This window comes from Bacteriovorax sp. Seq25_V (assembly GCF_000447795.1).
Taxonomy (GTDB): Bacteria; Bdellovibrionota; Bacteriovoracia; order Bacteriovoracales; family Bacteriovoracaceae; genus Halobacteriovorax_A.
This window is the reverse complement of sequence record NZ_AUNI01000020.1, coordinates 256,788-280,511: the sequence shown is the minus strand read 5'-3', so window position 1 is coordinate 280,511 and position 23,724 is coordinate 256,788. Positions and strand designations below refer to the sequence as shown.

23 protein-coding genes are annotated in these 23,724 nt (G+C 37.2%); 17 read left to right on the top strand and 6 right to left on the bottom strand.

The window, feature by feature from the left end; translation table 11 throughout:
* Nucleotides 1-24: 24 nt before the first annotated feature.
* Nucleotides 25-2,220, bottom strand: coding sequence for a glutamine synthetase III (locus tag M900_RS14050; protein WP_021275570.1), 2,196 nt, complete (start codon nt 2,218-2,220; stop codon nt 25-27).
* Nucleotides 2,221-2,307: 87 nt separating this feature from the next.
* The gene (locus tag M900_RS17780; RefSeq protein ID WP_021275513.1) at nt 2,308-2,448 is read right to left on the bottom strand and encodes a hypothetical protein; all 141 of its coding nucleotides are present in this window, start codon (nt 2,446-2,448) and stop codon (nt 2,308-2,310) included.
* A gap of 84 nt (nt 2,449-2,532) precedes the next feature.
* On the opposite strand from M900_RS17780, the gene M900_RS14045 reads away from it, so the two are divergent.
* The 3 genes from M900_RS14045 (at nt 2,533) to M900_RS14035 (ending at nt 4,595) form a co-directional block, all read left to right on the top strand.
* The gene (locus M900_RS14045) at nt 2,533-3,072 is read left to right on the top strand and encodes a 4'-phosphopantetheinyl transferase superfamily protein (protein WP_021275415.1); all 540 of its coding nucleotides are present in this window, start codon (nt 2,533-2,535) and stop codon (nt 3,070-3,072) included.
* The gene (locus M900_RS14040) at nt 3,069-4,043 is read left to right on the top strand and encodes an alpha/beta fold hydrolase (RefSeq protein ID WP_021275522.1); all 975 of its coding nucleotides are present in this window, start codon (nt 3,069-3,071) and stop codon (nt 4,041-4,043) included. The genes M900_RS14045 and M900_RS14040 overlap by 4 nt, the downstream gene beginning before the upstream one ends.
* Before the next feature lie 84 nt (nt 4,044-4,127).
* Nucleotides 4,128-4,595: a hypothetical protein gene (locus M900_RS14035; protein ID WP_021275405.1), complete on the top strand. Its 468-nt coding sequence runs from the start codon at nt 4,128-4,130 to the stop codon at nt 4,593-4,595.
* 18 nt (nt 4,596-4,613) lie between these two features.
* Here M900_RS14035 and M900_RS14030 read toward each other — a convergent pair whose 3' ends face one another.
* Nucleotides 4,614-6,365, bottom strand: coding sequence for a M61 family metallopeptidase (locus M900_RS14030; RefSeq protein ID WP_021275492.1), 1,752 nt, complete (start codon nt 6,363-6,365; stop codon nt 4,614-4,616).
* Nucleotides 6,366-6,489: 124 nt separating this feature from the next.
* Here M900_RS14030 and M900_RS14025 point away from each other — a divergent pair, with 124 nt between their 5' ends.
* The gene (locus tag M900_RS14025; protein ID WP_021275610.1) at nt 6,490-6,909 is read left to right on the top strand and encodes an iron-sulfur cluster assembly accessory protein; all 420 of its coding nucleotides are present in this window, start codon (nt 6,490-6,492) and stop codon (nt 6,907-6,909) included.
* A gap of 17 nt (nt 6,910-6,926) precedes the next feature.
* The gene (locus M900_RS14020) at nt 6,927-7,718 is read left to right on the top strand and encodes a LysR family transcriptional regulator (RefSeq protein WP_021275363.1); all 792 of its coding nucleotides are present in this window, start codon (nt 6,927-6,929) and stop codon (nt 7,716-7,718) included.
* A 1-nt stretch (nt 7,719) separates the two neighbouring features.
* Here the strand turns inward: M900_RS14020 and M900_RS14015 are convergent, their stop codons facing one another.
* The 3 genes from M900_RS14015 to M900_RS14005 all read right to left on the bottom strand — a co-directional run bounded on the left by M900_RS14015 (nt 7,720) and on the right by M900_RS14005 (nt 10,948).
* On the bottom strand, nt 7,720-8,514 hold the full coding sequence (locus tag M900_RS14015) for a hypothetical protein (protein WP_021275468.1): 795 nt from the start codon (nt 8,512-8,514) through the stop codon (nt 7,720-7,722).
* Nucleotides 8,515-8,613: 99 nt separating this feature from the next.
* Nucleotides 8,614-9,120 carry a hypothetical protein gene (locus M900_RS14010; RefSeq protein WP_021275479.1) on the bottom strand — a complete coding sequence of 169 codons (507 nt, stop codon included), beginning with the start codon at nt 9,118-9,120 and terminating at the stop codon, nt 8,614-8,616.
* Nucleotides 9,121-9,226: 106 nt separating this feature from the next.
* A complete protein-coding gene (locus tag M900_RS14005; RefSeq protein ID WP_021275449.1) occupies nt 9,227-10,948 on the bottom strand; it encodes a DUF6178 family protein in 1,722 nt (573 codons plus the stop codon).
* 122 nt (nt 10,949-11,070) lie between these two features.
* On the opposite strand from M900_RS14005, the gene M900_RS14000 reads away from it, so the two are divergent.
* The 12 genes from M900_RS14000 to M900_RS17995 all read left to right on the top strand — a co-directional run bounded on the left by M900_RS14000 (nt 11,071) and on the right by M900_RS17995 (nt 23,674).
* A complete protein-coding gene (locus M900_RS14000; protein ID WP_021275394.1) occupies nt 11,071-14,076 on the top strand; it encodes a hypothetical protein in 3,006 nt (1,001 codons plus the stop codon).
* 132 nt (nt 14,077-14,208) lie between these two features.
* Nucleotides 14,209-14,925: a Crp/Fnr family transcriptional regulator gene (locus tag M900_RS13995; protein WP_021275675.1), complete on the top strand. Its 717-nt coding sequence runs from the start codon at nt 14,209-14,211 to the stop codon at nt 14,923-14,925.
* Nucleotides 14,926-14,990: 65 nt separating this feature from the next.
* Complete coding sequence (locus M900_RS13990) at nt 14,991-15,356, top strand: cyclic nucleotide-binding domain-containing protein (protein ID WP_034732813.1); 366 nt, start codon at nt 14,991-14,993, stop codon at nt 15,354-15,356.
* A 94-nt stretch (nt 15,357-15,450) separates the two neighbouring features.
* On the top strand, nt 15,451-15,885 hold the full coding sequence (locus M900_RS13985; RefSeq protein ID WP_021275576.1) for a universal stress protein: 435 nt from the start codon (nt 15,451-15,453) through the stop codon (nt 15,883-15,885).
* A 9-nt stretch (nt 15,886-15,894) separates the two neighbouring features.
* Nucleotides 15,895-18,306 (top strand): heavy metal translocating P-type ATPase, encoded by a 2,412-nt coding sequence (locus M900_RS13980; RefSeq protein WP_021275295.1) that lies wholly within the window; start codon nt 15,895-15,897, stop codon nt 18,304-18,306.
* Complete coding sequence (ccoS, locus tag M900_RS13975; protein ID WP_021275381.1) at nt 18,303-18,473, top strand: cbb3-type cytochrome oxidase assembly protein CcoS; 171 nt, start codon at nt 18,303-18,305, stop codon at nt 18,471-18,473. The genes M900_RS13980 and ccoS overlap by 4 nt, the downstream gene beginning before the upstream one ends.
* A complete protein-coding gene (ccoN, locus tag M900_RS13970) occupies nt 18,470-20,611 on the top strand; it encodes a cytochrome-c oxidase, cbb3-type subunit I (RefSeq protein ID WP_021275515.1) in 2,142 nt (713 codons plus the stop codon). Before ccoS ends, ccoN begins: the two co-directional genes overlap by 4 nt.
* A 2-nt stretch (nt 20,612-20,613) precedes the next feature.
* Nucleotides 20,614-20,787, top strand: coding sequence for a cbb3-type cytochrome c oxidase subunit 3 (locus M900_RS17595; protein WP_021275565.1), 174 nt, complete (start codon nt 20,614-20,616; stop codon nt 20,785-20,787).
* A gap of 13 nt (nt 20,788-20,800) precedes the next feature.
* The gene (locus tag M900_RS13965) at nt 20,801-21,400 is read left to right on the top strand and encodes a c-type cytochrome (protein ID WP_021275304.1); all 600 of its coding nucleotides are present in this window, start codon (nt 20,801-20,803) and stop codon (nt 21,398-21,400) included.
* Between the two features lie 48 nt (nt 21,401-21,448).
* A complete protein-coding gene (gene ccoG, locus M900_RS13960) occupies nt 21,449-22,855 on the top strand; it encodes a cytochrome c oxidase accessory protein CcoG (RefSeq protein ID WP_021275285.1) in 1,407 nt (468 codons plus the stop codon).
* Nucleotides 22,839-23,537, top strand: coding sequence for a sulfite exporter TauE/SafE family protein (locus M900_RS13955; protein ID WP_157680676.1), 699 nt, complete (start codon nt 22,839-22,841; stop codon nt 23,535-23,537). The genes ccoG and M900_RS13955 overlap by 17 nt, the downstream gene beginning before the upstream one ends.
* Before the next feature lie 11 nt (nt 23,538-23,548).
* Complete coding sequence (locus tag M900_RS17995; RefSeq protein ID WP_021275436.1) at nt 23,549-23,674, top strand: hypothetical protein; 126 nt, start codon at nt 23,549-23,551, stop codon at nt 23,672-23,674.
* The last annotated feature ends 50 nt before the right edge of the window (nt 23,675-23,724 follow it).

Sequence of the window (23,724 nt, the reverse complement as noted above, 5' to 3'; positions counted from 1 at the left end):
ATTTTTTATAAATCTAAAATCTCATTATCTTAAAAATAACATGTCAAAATAAGTAGGCAGTGGCCACTTACTATCTGGAATCAAGGCTTCTAATTGCTCACAGAAAATTGATAGTTGCTCACTCATTGGCATAAGTGTTTCAGCAATCATTTTCGCTCTTGCACTTTCATCGTGAGGAAGATCTTTAATTTGATTTGAAAGATTTCTCGCGTCTTCGTACAGAGTCTCAACAGTTAAATTAATCTTCTTATAAATATCCATTTCAACAGTTGATTCTACTTTGAGTTGCCTTTGCATTAGTACAATATCTCCAAGCTCTTTCTTATATGCAAGAGATGTTGGAACAATATACTGATGAATCATATCAATTAACGTATTAAATTCAATTTCACGTAGCTTACAGTATCTTTCAAGAAGAACGTTGTAACGAGTCTCTAATTCGATTTCTCGGTAAATTCCTTGGTTCGTCAGGAATGCCACATCTGACTTAGAATTAAAAACTTCAAGTGCCTCAGCAGAATTCTTTAGATTTGGAAGCCCTCTTTTTTCTGCTTCTTGTACCCATTCTTGAGAGTATCCATCCCCATTGAAAATAACATTCCAAGAAGATTTCATCCACTTTTCACAAAGAAGTAAAAGTGCGCGATCGATAGTGTCCCCTGCAGCAATTCTTTCTTCAATGAATGTATTTGATTCGGCAAAAACCTCACTAACGGCTGCATTTAAAATACTTAGAGGCAGACCAATTGCCTGGGAAGAACCGACAGCTCTAAACTCGAACTTATTACCAGTAAAGGCAAAAGGAGATGTTCTATTTCTATCTGTATTGTCTTTATGAAATTGTGCGAGTTGATTTGCACCAAGATCTAAGGTAATTTTTCCAGATGGAGTAAATTCTTTTCCATCTTTAATCGATTCAAGAACATCTGCGATTGTTGATCCAGTGAATACAGAAATAATACTCGGAGGTGCTTCGTTTGCGCCAAGACGATGATCATTACCATGACTTGCAATCGCAGCTCTGAGGGCCCTAGCGTGTCTATTTACAGCTTCGATAACAATTGAAGTCACAGCAAGAAAGCGCGTGTTAGAATGAAGTTCATTTCCTGGCTCAAGAAGGTTAATTCCTGTATCCGTAGACATCGACCAGTTTAAATGCTTTCCAGAACCATTGATTCCAGCAAATGGTTTTTCGTGAAGAAGAGCTACCATGTTATGTCTAGCGGCAACTGATTTAATAAGCGCCATGACGAGTTGATTATTATCAGAAGAAACGTTTCCTTCTCTAAAAATTTGAGCAATCTCAAATTGTCCAGGAGCAACTTCGTTGTGACGAGTTTTAGCAGGAATTCCAAGTTTATGTAATTCAAGATCAAGTTCTTCCATAAACGCAAGTACTCTTTCAGGAATTGCTCCGAAGTAGTGATCTTCTAATTGTTGGTTTCTTGTTGTACCTGCACCAAGAAGAGTTCTTCCAGTCATCACAAGATCTGGTCTTTGGTAGTAGAAATTTTTATCAACAAGAAAATATTCTTGTTCTGCTCCACAAGTAACAATAACTTTTGAAACATTCTTTTCACCAATAAGGTTCATGAACTTTGTAGCCTGAGTATTAAGCGTTGAAAGTGATCTTAAAAGTGGAGTTTTAATATCGAGAGCTTCACCATGATATGAAACGAATGCCGTTGGAATACAAAGAGTTTTTCCATTTGGTCCATTCATTAAAAACATTGGAGAAGTTAAATCCCAAGCAGTATATCCACGTGCTTCAAAAGTTGATCTTGAGCCACCGTTTGGAAATGAAGATGCATCCGGTTCACCTTGTAAAAGTTGGCTTACCGATAATTTTTCGATTGGCCTTTCACCGTCAAGATCAAGGAAAGCATCGTGTTTCTCAGCAGTCGCACCAGTTAATGGTTGAAACCAGTGACAAAAATGTGTTGCTCCTCTTTTAACCGCCCACTCTGTTACTGCTTTAGCTACGACACTTGCGTGTTCTTTTTGAATTGGTCTTCCAAGTTTCACACACTCTTCTAGTTCATTCTTAATAATTTCAGGAATCCCTGAAGATTTCGCAAAATAGAAAACATTCTGACCATAGTACTGACTTGCTCGGAGGTAGTTTCCAGCTGAGTCCATCGGTCTTTTGAAGTTTCTTGTTGATTGATTGATTGCTTTTGAACGAGACTTTGTTCTAGAAGGATTAGTGTCACCACCCATTCTCTTACTCCTTGAGGTGTGAGGGGATTAATATCTTCTAAATTATATAGAAATTAGGAATTTGTGTCTATGATTTGTTTGTTTAGATTAACGGACTAAAACTGTTGGAGATTGAATTTGAGAGTAATTAATCTCACTAGCTCTCGCCTTCGCCATACATAAAACCATCGCAGCAGAAACAACAAAAATAGCCTTTGCAATCATCGCAGCTAATTCATCTGGCATCATGAAATACTCCTCAACATATGTAAAAATTTAATTTAAACTTAAATGAAGTTATGACAAAATTAATGCGAAACGGCAATATGTAAAATGAACAAATATCACGTAAGAGTAGAATTTTCACACCCAGAGGATTTTCACCCCGAAGCAAATCAAGGGTTTAGAATATCCCGCTATGCCCTAAGCCAGCTAACTAAAAATCATCTCGGTCATGAAGTACTCGAAATCGAATCCTTTAATCATTTAAAAAACAATCCCGAAACCCTGGTTTCCCTAAGCCATACTAAGGATGCTGCCGCAGCAATCATCGCAAATCATAGCGACTACCAAGGAATTGGAATCGATATCGAGTGGAGAACAAGAAAGTATCGACCAGGAATTGAGAAGTATTTTCTACTTGAAAGTGATGACAAAGAACTACCACTGCTTGATCTTTGGTGTGCCAAGGAAGCCGCTTACAAGGCCTACTTCCCACACTATCGCGGAGAAAAAGTGCTTGTCATAAAAGATTTAATTATCAAAAATTCAAAATTCTATATAGAGGGAAATGTAGACGCTCTTGGTGACATATTATTTGAAAATACTGAGGACTACATTCTCGCCATTGCTCTCTTGGAGAAAAAGAAATGAAAAGCTTAATTTTGGTATTACTGCTACCTCAACTAGTTTTTGCCAACAAGCTCATTGAACGTTTTAAAAATGAACTCTACCCGACCTATCGTCCATGCTTTGATGCTAATAAAATTTCTTACAAGAGCTATGACATTCACTACTGTTTTGCGAAGGGAGAAACTGACGAGCTCTATGTCATCTCTCCAGGAAGAAATGAGTCAGGCTTAAAGTATACTGAAATTGGCGATGATATAAGAAAGAAAAAAAAGGCGAGTATTCTCATTATCGATCACCTCAACCAAGGCTTTAGTACTCACGTTGTTCCAGGAACCCAAAAGGTTCACATCGATGACTTCAATGAATACTTTGAATCTACTGAATTAATTATTTCAAAAATTTTAAATGAAAATGCAGACCTAAAAAAAGTAAATGCGGTTGCCCACAGTATGGGTAGTTATATTATTTTCGAAGTGGCCAAACGAGGAAAGATTCATTTTGAAAATCTCTTCTTATCTTCCCCAATGCTTGGAATCTCAACCCGTGGAATACCTCGCCCACTAGCAACTTGGCTTAGCTCATTCTTATCCGATATTGGTTTCGCAAAAAGCTATGCTTTTTTCCAAGGCCCATATAACCCAAAACCATTTAGCCTAGACAACTACAATACCACATCAAAAGATCGCTACGAACTGGCCCAATTCATTTATCGAGAACACCCAGAGATTAAGTCCGCGGGCTCGACATTTGGCTGGGTCAATCAAGTTTTAAAATTTACTTCAAAAGTTACAGAAAATCTTGAGGCATTAGACAAGACCAACGTTTTAATCTTCCAATCGGGGAAAGATCGCGTGGTTGATAACCAGTCGCAGAATATTGTCTGTGATCAATTAAAGAACTGCCAGCTCATCCACAGCCCCAATGCCTATCATGATTTTATCAATGAAGTAGATGAAATCAGAGGGATCATGTACTCGAAAATTGGCCTGTAAAAAATACAAAAAGTCTGCTTTAGAGTAGCATTCAATCCATAATTTTTATATAACCCCTGAATACAATTTTCAGGGGGAACACAAGTGAAGAAACTTCAAGTAGCATTACTATCGCTTATTCTAAGTACAGGATTTGTTAGCTCATCTCACGCAGCAATTGCTTCAATTGCAACTCTAGGTGGCGCATATGGAGTAGGTTTAAAATATGCTCTTGTCGGGCTTGGCTGGGTTTATGCTGGAAAGTCATTTGAAAGTAGCTCAAAAAAGTTAGGACTCATTGGTGTCGTAACTGGTGCAATTCTACTCGATGATAAGTCAGAAAAAATTACTTTCTCAAATATCGGAATCGAAGATGCGAAGAAAGCTGGTCTTACAATTTCAGAAATGATTGCTTACAATTCTGAAATCGAAGAGATTAATATGGTTTTTGATGAAGTCGTAAGTATTATTGCAAAACAACCAAGCGAAAAAATTGCAGTTAACGTATGGGAAGAGTACCAAGAAGCTCTATCTGCAGATGCTTTTACTGCCCTTAAAAAGCTTGTTAAATAATATAAAGTTCCATGCCTGTTAAACGGGCATGGAACCTTTTAGTTTTGTTTCAATTTCTTTATTATTCGCGCCTTCTTTAACCTTAATACTCTTAATACTACGAAGACCTTTTTCAACCAAAATTTCTTGTGGCATGACATGTCCTAGTCTTGAAATGAGTAGTGTATAGCGCTTGTTCTCAATAAAAATCTTATCGCGATTATCATAATCTGCTTTAAGAAATCTAAGCCCGTTTACACTTAAAATTTCATCTCCTGCATTAAGTCCAGACTTGTGAGCACTTGAGTCAGCGCGAACAGATTTAACAACGACTCTATCGCCTTTAAACTCAACATTAATTCCAAGGTCCGCCTTGGCCTCATCATATTCAAATACGAGATCAAATTTGTTAAATAGACTTTCAAAATCAATTTCATCGACACCTTTAACAAGGTAGATAAAGTCATCACGAAGTTTTTCACCCCCGATTTCGCGGATCATTTCAAAAACCTCATCTTCAACAACTCCAACTTTAGGATTTGCAAGATATCTCTTCCAAAGAGCATCAACAAGATCAAGAACTCCCTTTCCCTGCTCTAAAAGTTTCATATGAAGAACTAAGAAGATTAGTCCACCCTTCAGGTAGTAACTCACTGACGAGTTATTTGAGTTTTCATCTGGACGATAGAGCTTAATCCATGAATTAAAAGAACTATCTTCTGCAGAGTGATACTTGCGTCCAGGAGTTTGCTGATAACGATTAATATTGGCCTTGAGGCAATCAAGGTAATCCTCAAGAGAGTAATAATCAGTTCTAAAAATAAAGTACTGATCCATGAAGCTTGTAAGCCCCTCTGTTAACCAGTGCATACGAGTTAAGGCCTCAGTTGTATAATCAAAAGGTCCAAGTTCTAATGGTCTAATACGCTTAACATTCCACAGGTGGAAGAATTCATGGGCCACAAGCTCCAGCCAGCCCTTGTAGCCTTTCTCTTGTGAGAATTCATAACTACAGTATTGTAGTGCCGTTGAATTTAAATGCTCAAGTCCACCAAAAAGTCCTGGAGCTAAGTGGGTCATAAAAACATAGCGATCATAAGGAGCGCCACCCATCGTCGCAAGAATATGGTCGACAACTTTCTTGATATCCTCTTTTACTTTTGTTTCACTAATTCCATTCGAAAGAAACTGACCATAGAAAGCAAGTTCATGTGGTTTTCCGTGAGACATAAATCCATCAGTTTCGTGGCAACCAATTTCAATTGGACAATCAATGAACTCATCATAGTCAGCAGCAGAATAAAGGAAGACATCTCTTTTTTCAGAGATATCAGTTAATCCTGTTGTAATTTTCGACCAAAGCGGATTGATTTCAATCTCAAGCTCTGGCGAATTCATTTCTTTTCCAAGCACACCCATAAAGGTACTTGGTCCATGAATGAATGCATGGCTTTGATCAATATGTGATGTACGAACAGTTAATTCGTGACAAAATATTTCGTACTTTACACTGAACTCAAGTTCTTCAGGATGTTTTAAATCACTTGCAGAAAAATCAATTCGAAAAATTCCTTTATCAATTTGTTTAGTCGTTAGTCTCTCACCTAGTTTATTATGGGCCATAAAAATACGAATATTTCTCCCATACTCTCTCATCAGGTATGATCCTGGAGACCAAGAAGGGATAAAGAAATCTAGATAGTTATCTGAACTCTCGCGCTTTGCGTTGATCGTGATATTCGCCATATGCGTGTGTGGCTCTGGAATCGATAATTTATATTGCAGTTTCATAAAAAATCCTCAAAAAGTACTTGTAAAACGGTCCCATTTTTAGGTAGTAATCATCTTACAACTTAACACAATTACAAACACAAAGCTATATCACCACGCTTTACGCGCTGGAATCGAGGGAAAAATGACCCAAACTAGGTCAGTTAACAAAATTGATGCAGATCTTATTGTTCCTCCAAAAGTTACTCTTACAGACAGAGCGATGCAACAGCTAATGTTGATGATTGAAAATGACTTTACCCTAGCTGGTAAGTACTTTCGTCTTCTGATCTCTGGAAAAGGATGTGAGGGTTTCACATACTCTGTAGGTTTCACTGATAGAAAAGATGACGATATGTTAGTTAAAGTAACAAATGAGCAGGATCTTGAAGTTCTTGTTGATCCATTCGCTGCTTTTTACTTAGGTGAAACGGTTATCGATTACGTCCTTGATATTGAAAATAATAATGAAGGATTCACTGTAACGAATCTTGATCAGAAGAAATACTTTGGAAAGTTCTGGAGAAAAAGAGAAGATCTTGTTCCACCAATGGTTAACCAATAATAAGGAAGTAGATTTTCATGGATTATCGCTACGTCAAAGCATTCGTACTTACAGCAAGACACCTTAGCTTTTCAAAGGCCGCTGACATTTTAAAGATTGCTCAGTCAGCCGTCTCAAGACAAGTAAAACTTCTTGAAGAGTCTATTGGTGAAGAGCTTATTATTCGCTCAAGTAAGAAAGTTGTTTTGACAGAAAAGGGGAAGGAATTCTACGCGGCCTGTGAACACTTTGATCGTATCTCTAACGAAATATTTGACAAGGAAGATACAAGACAACTTAAAGTTGGAATCCTAAGTGGACTTTTAAAAACATGGTTCACACCTATCCTTCTTCGCTACTACAAGAAATATAATCGTAATATGCACATCCATATTGGCGATCAGCCAGAACTATTAAAAGGTATCGAGCTTGGTAACTTTGATATTATTTTCTCAACAGAGAATCTTCAGACTGATCTTGTAAGTTCTTTGAAACTTTTTGATGAGAAACTTGTGCTGATCAGTAAAGAAGCAGTAAACCGCAAAAAACTTCACGAGTACCGCTGGATCGTTTATTCAGAGGGTGATAATCTTTTCAAGCTTAGCAAGAAAAGAAGTGAGCAAATAATTATGGTTGAAAATATCTCAACGATTGTTCAACTTGCAAAAAATGGTGTGGGAATTGCTGTTATTCCTGATCACGTTATCAAGAAAACGGATTCAATTGTTATTGAAGAGCTTCCAGGACTAAAGAGCCCTGGGATCTACATGACTTCACTTAACTATAAGAACCAGCCTCAATTTCTAAAAGAAATCTTGAGCGTTATTTAAATTACTGAGAAACTTCTGAGTCAATTCTTTTGAGGTTCATTTTCTTTTTAAGAGAACCCTCAAACTTTGCAAAGCATTCTGAGAAGTACTCAACTTCATTGCGCTTTTGTGCAAGTTCTTTCTTAATCGTACTGAGATTAAGCTGACTTCTCTCAACCGTAGACTTAAGCTCTGAAATTCTATCTGCTGATCTTTCTAATGATACTTCGAGGTTCTCATTTTGAGTTGTCAGATTTGTGATTTGAGATTGTAACGAACTTACCTGCGCTTGCAGGTCATCGCGTAAGAATGCTAATTGCTCGATCTCACGCTCTCTTTTTGCTATTTCAGCTTTTGCACCTTCGATTGTTTCAGAAATCTCAAGCTTTAATAATTCTTTTTCACTTGAAAGCTTCTCAATTCGAGCAGCAAGAACTTCTCGCTCACTAATAATATCACGACACTGAAGCTCTCTTCTCTGGCTAGTCGAGTCGAGTTCCTGATACTTTTTCAAAGTAATATCATACTTATTTTTAATTTCTTTATTTTCTACTAAAAGTAGTTCTGCTTTCTTTTGAGATTGATTCAGCTCATGACAAAGTATCTCTCTTTGTTTTTCTAAAAGAGTATTATCATCAGAAAAATTTTTGTTAGCTGTTTCTAGTTTTGAAACTTTTCCTTTTAAAGACTCTACTTCATGATTTCTTGCATTCCAAATGGCCTCGAGGATTCCATAGTTTCTTGACTTGCCTACAGCATTGAATAAACCTTTATTCTGTTCTACAAGTTCGTTAAAATCTTTATAAATCTTTGCCATACCTATTCCTGCACATAATTAATTTCCTCTCTAATTATCGCTTGAATAAAAATCAAGTGCAAGACGGCAAAAAAAAAGGCCTCAAACGAGGCCTTCAATTTATTTTATTTTTACATCCTTAATCCCGACTGTTCCGATCATGAATTTCTTGTTAGTCACAAAGAATAACTTAGAAGCATCCCTGTTATTGAGAAGTAGTTTCCACTGTTCTCCTTGCTTTTCAACTTTCAGGTCATAAGTTTCCTTGTCCTTTGAAAGAGCAGAAACTAGAACCTCCATATCAAGGTCGGCACTATCTGTGGCATTAAAATTCTGCGCCTTAAGTTTTACAATCTCGTAACCCTTACGCTTAACCATCACCACACCCTTTGCAAGATCTGCAGGTGAATACTTGTCCACTGAAATCACATTACCACGCCCATCGAACTCTTTTTTTAGAATCTGCTGAACTTCAAGATTATCCTCGTCTGTTACAAGTCCAATCGTATAAGTGTTTGCGTCCTCATCATTTGAAATCGTAGATAATTTATGCTCCATTGCGCGAACTGATTGCATAAGTCCTAATACTAAAGATAATGCAAAAGTTGTCTTCAAAAAGCTTTTCATACTCTCCCCCTTTCTCTGTGGTGAACGGAGTATGGATTTTTATTGAACTTTTCTCAACGAAATTTGTAAAAATTTCTCAAAAATAAGGCCTAGTGTCGGGCTGACACTAGGATAAAGTATTGAAAATAATAGGGCCACCGACATGCTTGAATTCAGATTCCTCAAGTTCCTCGAGGTTGTACCCACCTAAATGTTCATTGATCAGTATTAGTATGTACTTATCAACTTCATTAATCTCAGCTAATCCAAAGGCCTGAATAAAGGCCGAAATTTTGGCCTGTAACAAATCATCGCTAACAGACTCCCCTAGGAATCTTCCATAAAATGATTTGAGCTCTGTCACAGTAACTCCCATCTTTTGAGTCTCTTCTTTCTTGAATTTATCAAGAGAGAAATTCACAAAACTTGAAAGAATTAGCGCTTCAAAATCAATACTATCGATATCGTAATTAAGGTAATAAGAATTTGATAGTCGTCCTTCACTACTCAGGGCCTCAAATGCTTCTTTAAAACTCTTCATAAAAGGAAGAAGTGAAACAAGAAGATTTGCATCCCTATTTACTTTTTCCCACTGAGACTTTTCAGTGATAGCATCAGACTGTTCAGACACACCTTTATATTTTGCTTCAATTGCAAAAAGGTCATCAAGAAAAGTTTCAAAATAATTCCCTAAAAATTTTTCATCTGAGTCATCTAGATTAGTTAATCGCAAATGCTTCTTTAATCTTTTTTGGACAACACTAATGAGAGAGAGACCCACGCGATGAACATCAACAAAATCAAAAACATCAAAAACACTAGTTTCGCCAAACTCTCTTGTTCCGCGAATATAGTTAATACCCAGATTAACAAGATTTCGAGTCGCCTTTCCTACTCTTGTCATTGCAATTGGACTATCTTTTAAAAGTCCATGAAATTCAAGATTAGAATTTATCAGTCGAATGAAATTAAAGTGAAGAAAATGAAATCTCTTCTCTTCACTAACCTTAGCTAGCTCCTCTGAGATTCTTACGTGATCTTGCTCAAATGCGACTAGTGAGTTCTGATGAAGAGTTTGAAGTCTTCCAATATTGTCAATTTCGCCTGTAAGAGCTTCTTTCTTATTAATAAAGAGATCAATGTGAGATACAGACGGTAACGGAGATAGAACTTCAAGTGCGTCGAAGTAATCTACGAAACCAAAATCACTAAGACGACCTTTTTTCTGTGAATACTCTTGCTCTGAAAGAGACATAAAACCATCAGAAACAATTGTGAAAAGATATTGATATGCCTTCTCTACCCCTAGTTCATAATACAGTTCACGAATAAGGGTCTTTGTTTCATCCACGATGTCACATGTTTCATCATATTCAAAAAGAAGCAGGTTATCTTCAGTTAAGAAGTAATAATCATGATCAGGATATTCAGGATCTTCCGCATCGAATGTCCAAATATTAAACTTTCCTTTTATAAATAATGCAAACTCAACCCCATGAGCAAATTCAAAACGAATTTTATCATCAGGAGAAAGTGCAGCTACTCGTACCCAGTTTTGAAATTCGTTAACATCAATCTCGTCTTTCTTCCATAGATCAAGATCGTAAACAACTTCCCTCTGCTCCTTAGTCATTAAAGAAAGTGCGTGACACTTTAATTCAATCGGCAATGAACGTAGAGAAACATAAAGAGGTTGAATAGGAATATTTGCTAGAGACTTCTCTTCTCCAATATAAGATTCGATTAGCTCCATCGAAGTGTAGGCCCTGGACTCTTTTAAAACGAGATCGATCACATTAGTTGAACTACTTGGTGCCGTTGGCAACTTTGTTTTACTGTCTTTGGTCATAAAAATCCTTAGGTGAGAGCTACTATTTATAACAAATTCAACATCTTATCAATCTATTTCTCCCTATAATAAATGTAAGTTATACTAATAAAAATCTTCTAACTAACCGAAAAGATAGCGATATGAGAAAGTTCGTTTTCCTTATTCCTACTTGCCTACTGCTTATAGTCATAAGTATTAACACAATTGTTTATGCAGGAACAAGAAGTGAGACAAAAAGCAGAGAAAAATATCGAAACGCCCATATCGTCAGATCAAATGAAGAATATCAGTATAAGGCCTGTCAAAAATATAATAACGAGGATAATGAAGATTACTTCATCAAATGTGTTGATGGCGAGATCCTAGAAGAGGAAGACCTCAATCAACTCGGAAAAAACTTATACGAAATAAATATAAAGCTCTACAAGAGTAATGTATTGAAAGAAATTAAAGAAGCATCTCTTGCGACTTTAAATGAACAAGAAAAAGCAACACAACTGATCATCAATTGTCTTAAAAATTTATCATCTCATGCAAAGTGCTCTCAAATTACAGAAGATCTACTTTCTAACACGAAATCAAATCTCATTAAGATGAGACAAGAACTTGCACTTGCGACGGGAAAAGAAAAAATAGAGCATCTTGTTGGAGACACTAATATTCCTACTCTCACGAGTCAAGAGAGAAAAGTTTTTAATGAAGCTAAAGAATTTTTAAATTTTAGATCTGAGCAAGAATGGATGCAGAAAGGGGCATCACGTATTAAGTGCATCGAGCAGGATGCTAGTGGTACTTACTATATCAAAGAGAGCGAAAAAACGTTACGCGGCCACTCATGCTCTAATCATATGAAGAATCAATTAAACAATCACGTTAAGTCTGAAAACAAAAAACTCAAAGAGAAGTTTGAAGACCAATACCTCAAGCGTCTAGATAGAATGCCACTACTTTCACAGCTCAATCTTTCCGGAGAAGAAAGAGATGAAGTTATTTCAAAAGAGTTACAAACTGCTTTAAAAGAAAGTCTTGCACAAGTTCAATCGGCAAAGCAAAAGCTTAATTCATTAAGAAGTAACAACCTTTATGAAGTATTTTCTAATTCACTCATAGTAGAAAATTATCTTGAAAGAATGGGTCCACCGAAATTTCTTTGTGATGTGGCCCAAGGCTATCGTGACGACTTAGCATTTGATGAAATCAAAACCGATATGGCACTGATTGGAACGGCACTAATTGGTGGTGGAATTTGTGGTCTCACAGCTGGTCTTGGTTGCGCTATTGGAATAGGACTGACAATGGAGGCCGCAAACTTAGCAATCTCGGCCAATAGAGTTTCATCAGAGGAAACTAACTTTCTTGCAGGTCTTAATTCTTCTCAGTCACTGCTAGATAGAGAAGAAGATTTTACTTTAAACTTGGTTCTTGCCCCACTCGCTATTGGAGGAGAATTTGTAGGAAAAGGAATTAAATACGGGGCCAAGGGTCTCAAGCAATCGCGCCATGACATTGATGATTCCTCGATCGCTATTGTCGATAACTATCAAAAAGCGAAACTTAAAAAAGTCTCTCAATATAATGTACCCAAATTAAAAACGGCTAAGCAACTTGAACATGAGTACGCGCATTTCATCTTGACTTCACCAAGATTAAACCAACGTTGGATTGATACGGCAAAAGATGGAGACGCAGCTTTTTTTCTTGACGTAGAAAACTCTGCACTAAAAAGACTTAACGATACCTATGGAAATAAAGAAGCCGTCACATCACTTACAAATTTGCACAAAGATATCATGATGCAAAAAATGAAAAGGCTTCTGGCTAACTACCCTGATGTAGACTTCGAAGTCTACAGTGATTTTAAATCTCTTCGTTTTGCATTTCTGCCAAAAGAAATGCCTCTAGAGCTTAGGACAAAGTTAGAAACCGAGCTTGGAAAAGTTTACAAAGAAAGTAATGAAGAGTTTGCTTCACAAATAAATGCCATCGGATTATTTGATAATAAAGAGCAGCCTCAAAATTGGTTTTCAGGGGCAATTGCAGATACAGCAGATCAGGCCGGGCTAGCATCAAAAAAATCTCGCAGTTTTTTAAGAAGTGACAGTATCCGAGACAGTGAGCTAGTCAAATATAGTGATTTAAGACTGATGTTAACTGAACAAGTTGATAATCTAAAAAAATTTCAATTTCAATTATCTTCAAACAAAAAATTTAAAGACTCACCCTATTTCGTCACTTTAGATAAGAATCAAAAAACGATCTCACCAGAACTTATCGATACTTTAAGGAAGTACGACCCACAAATTAACGACATTGAGATGATGAAACTAACACAAACCATTAAGAAAGAGTATGGTCTAAATCTAACAACCGGAGAGACAAGAGACTTTCTAAGTTATATACAGGAACTCAATGGTCTCACTCCAGGTCTTTGGGTACCTAAGCGTGAGATTGCTCATCTTGATAATGCAACTCTTGGAGGGTTTACTGGAGATGTCACAGGAATGGGCTCGCAGAATATTTTTCAAATTGCTAAAGATGTTGCATCTTCAAAAGCACAGAATATGAATTTAGAGGACACCATAAAGGCAATTCGAAATGGCGAACGAGAAGTAACAGAGAACTTCAATAGTATAAAAAAGAATTTCGAACTTACTGTTCGTGAAGATCTTCAACGAAAAGGCATCTCACACGATGTTATATGTAGTGGTGATGATTGCGCTGTTACGATCAAAGAAACTCTGACAAAAGATGATCAAAGAGACATTATCAAATCATTTTCAAAGCAGGACAACCCTTCTCAGTACCGTATGAGCTTCATTCCAGATAACACTCCAAAAGAGCTTAGACTTAAAATTGCGGCCCATGGGGAGATGGTTGAAAAGCGCCTGCGTAAATCGCTCAGAGGCCTTAGCGATGGGGACATTCCACCGGAAATGCTCAAGGAAATCACCCTGGCCACATCCATGCCGGCCAAACTTGGGGATGCCCCTATTGATCTTCTTATAGGATTTAAAAATCCTGAAAAACTGACAGAGAAACAACGCAGTAATATAGCTCAAAAGCTTAAAGATTCGATATTCCAGCTTAACCAAGATATCTTAATAAATGAGAAAGGTTATCGGGTCGGCTCTGTTATTATCAATTAAACCTTCATAAATACTTCAACTTTCTCTTTAAAACCTGACATAGGTCATGTATTTACAGGTGACTTATGTTAGATTGTTATTATTAAAATTTTTAAATATTATGCGCTTTTGCAAACCACAAGGTAAATAGAAATGAGAAAAGTGAAAGAAGAAGAAAAATGTCAAAGCTGCCCTTCTAAAGGTACAGGGATATTTTGCGACCTTAAGGACTCAGAGCTTGATGAAGTGTCAGTTCATAAAGTAACTAATACTTATAAAAAAGGTCAAACTCTCTTCGTTCAAGGAAACCACCCTTTTGGAATCTATTGTATCAACTCTGGAAATATCAAGGTCACGAAAACTGGACCTGACGGTAAAGAGTCGATCGTCAGAGTTGCAAAAGGTGGAGATGTTCTTGGTCATCGCTCTCTTTTTACAAGTGACTATTATTCAGCAACAGCAACAGCTCTTGAAGATACAAAAGTTTGCTTTATTGACAAGAAATTTATTCTAAAAGTAATTGAAGAAAAACCAAGCGTCTCACTTCATGTTATTAATAAACTAAGTCGTGATATGGGAGCGGCGGAAGCTAAGCTTAGTTCTTTCCATCAAAAAAACGTAAGAGAAAGACTTGCGGAACTTCTACTTCTTTTAAAAGAATCGCACGGTGTAAAACAAGATGATGGTTCATTCCTTCTTGATATTAAATTAACAAGAGAAGAAATGGCTACAATGATTGGTACGGCTAACGAAACATTAATTCGCTTCATTTCAGAATTTAAAGATGAAGGACTTATCCGCCAAGCAGGTAAAGCACTAATCGTTGTCGATGAAGAAAGACTTATCGAATGGGCGAACTTAAATTACTAGAAAAAACAATTAAAAACCTGATTTAAGACATATTTAGATAAAGAAAAAAAATCTAAACTCTGACTATGAAACTAGATACAGTTATGACATTTGACATTGAAGACAACACATTACATCAACTAAGAGAACGCGGTGAACACATCACCTACACCGCGACCTCAAATCTCTTTTACGAAGGTCAAATCCCAGTTGTTGCATACCTTGTTATCTCAGGAAATATTCATCTCACAAAAAATAAAAAGATCAAAAAAACTATCGGCTCTGGATGTCTGTTAGGAGTTAAAGAACTCCTTAATAACCAACCGGTAAACTATTCTGCAGTTATTATGCCAGGCAGTGATATTTGTTTTCTCTCTCGCAGTGATTTTAATGAAATTATCGAAAACGAAGACGATCTTTCCGATAAGATCAGTCAGCTTCTAGCGATATAAAGTTCATTTAAAAAAGTGATCCAGATCATGTTTTTTGATATACTTAAATCGTAAGATCATTATTAATTACAGAACCTTAAAAAGAGAGATTCTCATGGAAAAAGCCGTTATTTTCGCAACTTTAGAGACTGAAGTTTTAGAACAATTAAAAAAAGTAAAACAACATTTAGATGCAGAAAAATCGACTGTACACATCGTTCATTGTCACAAGATACAAATGTACATTAATGAGCTTTCAGTATTTACTTTCCCAACTGAAAATGAAATCCCGCAAATGACAGAAGCGACGAATCAAGTGCTAGAGCAATTTGCAAAAGAACTAGGCATTAAGAACTACACTGTTGAAACTCTTTTTGATCATGATCCAAAAGAGAGATGTTTAAATTATCTAAAAGATAAGAATGCAACTCTTTGTGTTTTAGGAGCAAAAAAGAAAAGTGGTTTCGAAACACTATTTGAAGGTTCATTTATTAGCTACATGAATAAATTTTCACCATGTGACATTTTAACACTGAGACCAGTGAAGTAAGAATAAAGAATGAGTACAGAACCTATCAACACATTGAAGTGTAAACATTGTAACGATTCATTTGATGCAAAGGTTGCTATTTTCAAAAACGAAGACGTGTTCTGTTGCAATGGCTGTAAGACTGTTTATTCCATTTTACACACTAAAGGTCTTGATAAGTTCTATGAGCTTAGAAACGAAGAAGAAGACTTTGTCCCTTCTCCAATTTCAAAGGATAAGGGAAGTTTCGAATATATGAACACAGAAGACTTCCAAGCGGAGTTTGTGAGAACAGCGCATGATAAGAAGCAAGTATCATTCTATCTTGAAGGTGTGCACTGCATGGCCTGTATTTGGTTAATCGAAAAAACTCCAAACTTCATTTTGGGATTACAGAATGCAAGACTCAATATCGCTGAGTCAACTGCGATGTTCGAGTTTTCAAAAGACTTAGAGATTTCAATTCTTGCGAAAGAATTAACTTCACTAGGTTATTACCCTCACCCAATCGCTCTAGGTGACACATCTAAGAAATTTCAAAAACAAGAAGAAAGAAGTGAAATTCTACGAATAGGTGTTGCCGGCGCGGCCATGGGTAATATCATGATATACGCTGTTTCGAATTATGCTGGAGCTGACGGAATTTATAAAGATGCTTTTAATTGGCTATGCTTGATACTATCCCTACCGGTGGTTTTTTACAGCGCGATGCCATTTTACAAAACATCCCTTCAGGCACTTAAATTGAAATCAATTTCAATCGACATGCCACTCTCCCTAGCAATTTTAGCAGGGTTTGTTTTTTCAACTATTGGTCTTTTTACTGGTAGTGAGCACAACTACTTTGATTCAATTACAACACTTGTCTTTTTAATTCTCCTTAGTCGCTACTTTGTTAAAAAAGCTACTCAACAGGGATTAAACAACAAAGGACTTAATACTTTTTTTACAAACAATGAAGTAACAAAGATAGAAGGATCAAGAGAGGTACTTACACACTCTCGATTCATTAGACAAGGTGACCTCGTCAAATTTAAAACAGACGAAAAGATACTATTCGATGGAGTCTTAAGAAGTTACGCTGCTTCAATTGACAACTCTGTAATAACTGGAGAAAGTCGCCCACTATCGATCAATAGTGGCGAAGAAATATTTGCAGGAAGTGTTAACCTTGAAGAAGAGATAATTTTAGAAGTTACTGCAACTGATAATCAAACAAGACTTGGAAAAATTGTTTCCGCAATTACGAACTCAGAACTTGCAAACAATAATATCATTTCAAGTGCGGATAAAATATCGAAGTATTTTGTATGGGCAGTAACATTTCTCACTCTCTCGACTTTTGCCTATCAGCTGAAATACTTTGGACTAAATCCAGCATTAGAAAGAGCGCTCGCGATTGTTATTATCAGCTGTCCTTGCGCCCTAGCACTTGCAACTCCACTTGCTTACATTAGAACTCTTAGTATTTTAAAATCACAAGGTATATTCATTAAGAATGAGAATATCCTTGAAAGAATTGAGTCAGTTAAAAACATCTTCCTTGATAAAACAGGAACTTTAACTGAGGGTAAATTTGAAATCATTTCTTTTAAAAACCTATCAAAATACAATGACAGCTATATTCACGAAATCGTAAATACACTTGAACAAGTCTCGACTCATCCAATTGCAAATTCACTGAAAAAACACTTCAAGAGGATGAGAATTGGAAAGCTTGCAGGTATCAAGAACATTCTTTCAATAACAGGAGCAGGAGTAAGTGTAAAAGAAGACAATCACAACTTCTACTTTGGTAAGCTTAAAGATGCAGAACAATTAAATTCAAAAAACGCACAAGTCGGACTTTATGAAAACGATGAACTTATAGCGACTTATACGATTGGTGACAAAATAAAGTCTTCTACGCCAGAACTTATTCAAAAGCTAATTAAGCTTGGGAAAATTATTCATATCGCCAGTGGTGACAATAATGAAGTAGTTGCAAGTGTTGCTACAGAACTTGGACTAGAGAGAAAACTCGCTCACGGAAACTTATCACCAGAAGATAAGGCCCACCTTATTTCTGGTTACTCAGATACGCTGATGGTTGGAGACGGAATCAATGATGTTCTCGCTTTCAAAAAATCTTCTGTATCAATAGCAGTAAGTGGTAGTGCTGATCTTTCAATGAGGGCAAGTGACATCTTTATCACAAACCAAAATTTAAGACAGATCTATAATCTTATTATACTTGCAAAAGAGACACACAAAGTAGTCTTTAGAAATTTCTACTTCTCTCTTTTTTATAATATAGCAGGCGTATTACTTGCCCTATTTGGTTATATCACACCACTAATGGCCGCAGTATTTATGCCAGTAAGTTCACTAACAGTACTTGCTTCAAGCTTTCTTGGAACGAACAATATAAGAAAAATTGAAAAATTTAAGGAGAGGCAATGAATGTAATTTATTTCATGCTCCCACTCGCTCTTATTTTAGGAGCACTATTTGTAGGTCTCTTCGTCTGGGCAACTAAATCAGGACAATACGATGACCTCGATACGCCAGCAAAAAGAATGTTATTTGATGATGATAAATTAGAAACTAAAAGGAAGGGAGATTTATGAGTACAAATTCACAAAACCCGGGTCAATTAGAGGAGTTCTCCTATAATGACAAAATTACCAAGTGGTTTATCGGGGCCACAATGTTATGGGGAGTTGTTGCCCTATTACTTGGTGTTACAGTTGCATTCCAACTTGCATACTGGAAATTAAACCTAGGCCTTGAGTGGACAACTTTTGGACGTTTAAGACCTCTTCACACAAATGCTGCGATTTTTGCATTTGTTGGTAACGCAATCTTTGCAGGGATCTACTATTCAACGCAAAGACTTTGTAAGGCAAGACTATTTAGTGATTTCTTGTCTAACTTCCACTTCTGGGGATGGCAATTAATTATTGTTGCTGCTGCGATCACTCTTCCTCTTGGTATTACAACAGGTAAAGAGTATGCCGAACTAGAGTGGCCAATCGATATTGCTATCGCTGTGGTATGGGTTGCTTTTGCAATTAACTTCATCGGAACTCTTGTAAAAAGAAGAGAGAGACATATCTATGTTGCTCTTTGGTTCTACATCGCGACTATCGTAACTGTTGCAGTACTACACATCGTAAACTCGATCTCACTGCCAGTTGACTTCATGAAGTCATATCCAGTGTACGCAGGTGTGCAAGACGCACTTGTGCAATGGTGGTACGGACACAATGCTGTTGCATTCTTCTTAACAACACCATTTCTTGGACTAATGTATTACTTTGTTCCAAAGGCAGCGAATAGACCTGTATATTCTTACAGATTATCAATTATTCACTTTTGGTCATTAGTATTTATCTATATTTGGGCGGGACCTCACCACCTACTATATTCTTCAACTCCAGACTGGGTACAGACTGTTGGGATGGTTTTCTCAGTAATTCTTTGGATGCCTTCTTGGGGGGGGATGATTAACGGTCTCCTAACTCTTCGAGGTGTTTGGGATAAAGTTAGAAAAGATCCAGTTCTAAAATTTCAAGCAACAGCTATCACGTTCTACGGTATGGCAACATTTGAAGGTCCATTACTTTCAATCAAGTCTGTTAACTACTTAGGTCACTTCACAGACTGGATCGTTGGACACGTACACGCAGGAACAATCGGTTGGAACTACATGATGATTGCAGGTATTCTATACTACCTAGTTCCAAAAATTTGGAAAACTAAGCTTTACTCTTTAAAGCTAGCTAATACACAGTTCTGGGCAGCAACTATCGGTCTTCTACTTTATATGATGTCAATGTGGGTAGCCGGTATTACTCAAGGTCTTATGTGGAGACAAATCGATGCAGGCGGAAGACTAGTTTATCCAAACTTCATTGAAACAGTTGTAAAAATCGTTCCGATGTACTGGGTAAGAGCTTTTGGTGGAGTTCTTGTTTTAGCAGGTTTTATCATCATGGTTTACAACCTAATCATGACAATCAAGCTAGCTAAGAAAGATGAAAAAGAAGAAGTGTTTGCAGCGGCTCCGCTTAACGCGTCCTCAGAAGAAGCAAATGCAACTCCTCACAGAAGACTAGAAGGATTACCAATTCTATTTACTGTACTAACAACTCTTGCAATCTTAGTTGGTGGTGCCGTTGAGATTATTCCTTCTCTACTTTCTAATAAGTTTATTGAGAAGAATCCAAATGTAAAACCATACACTCCACTTGAGTTAGCAGGTAGAGATATCTATATCGCTGAAGGTTGTTACGTATGTCACTCTCAACAAATTCGTCCAACTCCTGAAGAAAATCTTCGTTACGGCAAACCTTCAACAGCAGCGGATTCTGTATATGACAGACCATTCCAGTGGGGTTCTCGTAGAATCGGTCCAGACTTAGCACGTGTTGGTGGAAAGTACAACGATATGTGGCACTATAGACACATGATGAACCCAAGAGATGTTACTCCAAAGTCAATCATGCCTGACTATACTTGGTTATTTAAGAAAAAGACTGACTTCGCCTCGATTGAGAAGAAAGTAAAAGTAATGAAAGCACTTGGTGTTCCATACAGTGATGAAGAAGTGAGAAGAGCATTTGATCTTGCACAGGAACAAGCTGAGTCAATCACAAAGGGTCTTGTTGAACAAGGAATTCCTAGTGAAATGAAGAACAAGCAAATTATTGCACTTATCGCTTACCTACAACGTTTAGGTATCGATACTTCAGACAAGGAGTAATTATGTTTAAAGAAGCTATTGCCGCTGTAAATATGAATATTCTACCAACAATTGCATTGCTTTTATTTGTAAGTGTTTTTGTCGGTGTAGTCATTTGGAGCTTTCGTAAAGGGAGCTCTAAAGTTTATGAATCTGTGTCATCTAATGCACTAAATGATGGACCTCTAAAAAAATAGGCCGGAGAATTTTATGAGTGATAATAAAGAAAATCTAATTTTACACGAAGATGAAAAACATCTCGTACTAGAACACGATTACGATGGTATTCACGAACTTAATCACCCACTTCCAAGTTGGTGGTTTGGAACGTGGATTCTCTCTTTTGTATTCGCTGTTCCATACTTCATGTACTACGTGATGATGGACGGACCAACTCTAATGGATGAATACAAGAAAGACATGGCCGTAATCACACAAATTAAGGAAGCCGAAGCCGCAAATGGAGCCAACTTCAATCTTGAAGAGTATAATTCTTGGATAGCTGCCAATGATGGTGTCGCCAAAGGTGCTGTTGTCTATGAAGAGAACTGTCTTTCTTGTCACGCAGAAGGCGGTCGTGGGGATATTGGACCAAACCTTACAGACGATCACTGGATCAACATTAAGGATCACGTAGGAGCAGACACGATCTATCCTGTAGTTTTTAAAGGTGTTGAAGAAAATGGGATGCCTGCATGGGGAGAAGTATTAAGCAAGGAAGAAATTATGTCAGTAGTTTCTTATGTTTTAACTCTTCACGGAACAAACCCACCAGAAGCTAAAGAGCCACAAGGTGAATTAATTAAATAATGAGCCGGAGTGGAAGTCTCTTCCACTCCGTTCTTACTGGAATTGGGCATGAGTAAAAATAAATTTGAACTACACGAAGAACGTCTTGGAACAACTGATGAATTAGGTCATCGGATCTTCCTTTTCCCTGAAGAAGTAAAAGGTTTTTGGAGAAAGAGAAGATCCCTGTTCTATTGGTTCTTAATAGCCATCTATCTTATTCTCCCTTGGATTTACATCGGAGGAAAACAATCAATCAAACTTGATATTGCAAACAGAGAATTCACTTTTTTCTCTTATTCTTTCTTTGCTAGTAACGCCCCACTCTTACTTTTTTTATTTCTCGGATTCGTCTTCACAATCGGATTTATCACAAGTATCTGGGGTAGAGTTTGGTGCGGCTGGGCCTGTCCGCAAACAGTTTTCATCGATACCATCTATAGAAAAATCGAAATACTCGTTGAAGGAAATCCAAGACAGAGACAAAAACTCGACGAAGCAAAGTGGGATTTTGAAAAAATCTGGAAAAGAAGCTTAAAGTGGTTTCTCTTCACTGTTGTCTCTTTGCATATCTCTCATACATTCCTTGGGTACTTTGTTGGAACTCACGAACTACTTGCGATTTCTCTCCAGTCGCCGATGGCACATAAAACCCTATTCTTTGCGATGCTTATTATCACAACGATCTTCCTACTCGACTTTGGTTGGTTTAGAGAACAGTTCTGTATCATCGCATGTCCTTATGGAAGATTTCAATCCGTAATGATGGATGAGAATACGATGACAGTTGTTTACGATGAAAAACGCGGTGAACCTCGTCGTCAACCAGGAATGAAGAAAGAAGAACACGCCGACTGTGTCAACTGCTACGCTTGCGTGAAGGCCTGTCCAACAGGAATTGATATCAGACGAGGAATGCAACTTGAATGTATTGCCTGCACAAACTGTATCGATGCTTGCGACGACATTATGGAAAAGACAAATCGCCCCAAAGGCTTAGTCCGATACGACTCCCTCGCAAATATCGAAGGAAACAAAGCAAAAATCCTACGTCCTCGAAACATGGTTTACTTAAGCGCTATTGTTGTCATCATTATTGGTCTGATTTATTCATTGAATATTTCAACAGATATGAATGTGACAATCCTTAAAGGTCTAGGTACTCCATACACAGTCATGCACAACGAAGAAGGTCAAATCCTCAACCACTTCCAAATCACTCTAGATCAAAGTGGTGAGCTCAAAGATCGTGAAGTTGAAATTGACGTACTAGAAAAAGAGAACCTTGGAATTGATTTAAAAGTTCCACGTAATCCATATCTTCTAAAAAAGAACCATGCCCGCGTCAACGTCTTCTTAAAGTTTAAGAAGGAAATTCTAGAAAAAGGAAGTAAGAAGATAAAGTTTAAAGTTAAGGATTTAAGCAATAACAAAGAAATAATCAGAGAGGTTTCCATTGTTGGACCAATTAACTGATTTAAGTATTCACCCACTTTATTTCATCATCTTCGCAGGCCTCATCTCAGGCCTCGTAGGAAGTACCCACTGCATCGGCATGTGCGGTGGTCTCGTCGTCGCCATGACCAAAAATAAGAAAGGAGTTCTCTCCTATCATATAGGTCGCCTCCTTGGATATTCGCTCATCGGAGTGATTCTTCCACTCCTAGGTCTAAGAACGCTTGGACTAAATGGAAATAAGACCGTCTCAATCATTGGGGCCCTTATCATGGGAGGCTTATTTATTTATATCGGACTTAAAAATCTTTTAAAGTGGAAGAGCTACACACCAAAGCATGCTTTTTTAGAAAACTTAAATATTACTCTGTGGCAAAATCTCTATAAGAAATTTAGAGACCAAGAAATCCTTCGAAGCTTCTTCGGTGGAAGCGCGAGCGTTCTTCTTCCATGTGGACTTCTTTGGTCTATTCTTATTCTCTCTATCACGGCGGCAAACTCAATTTACTCACTAGCCTTCATTGTCGCGTTCTGGCTTGGGACAATGCCAGTTCTCACATTTGCGCCAGAAATTTTCCAAAAAATTTTAAAACCATTACAAATAAAGCTACCTCGCACAATTCCTATTGTCCTGATCATCATTGGTGTTTCTACAATTGGTTATCGAGTGGTTTATATTTATAACACTCATATGTGTCATTAGGAGACGATTAAATGTCTAAAGAAATTAAAGAAAAAGATAATAGCTTAGATGGGTTCTTTTTTAATCTTTTGTTGTTCTGTGTGGTTATTGTTTTTCCAATCACGCTCACGGTTTTAACATTTTTATTTTGGGCCTAGCTTAACTGCCCCCGAGGATTGGTGTTAGATTTAAAATAGTGAAGTTCATT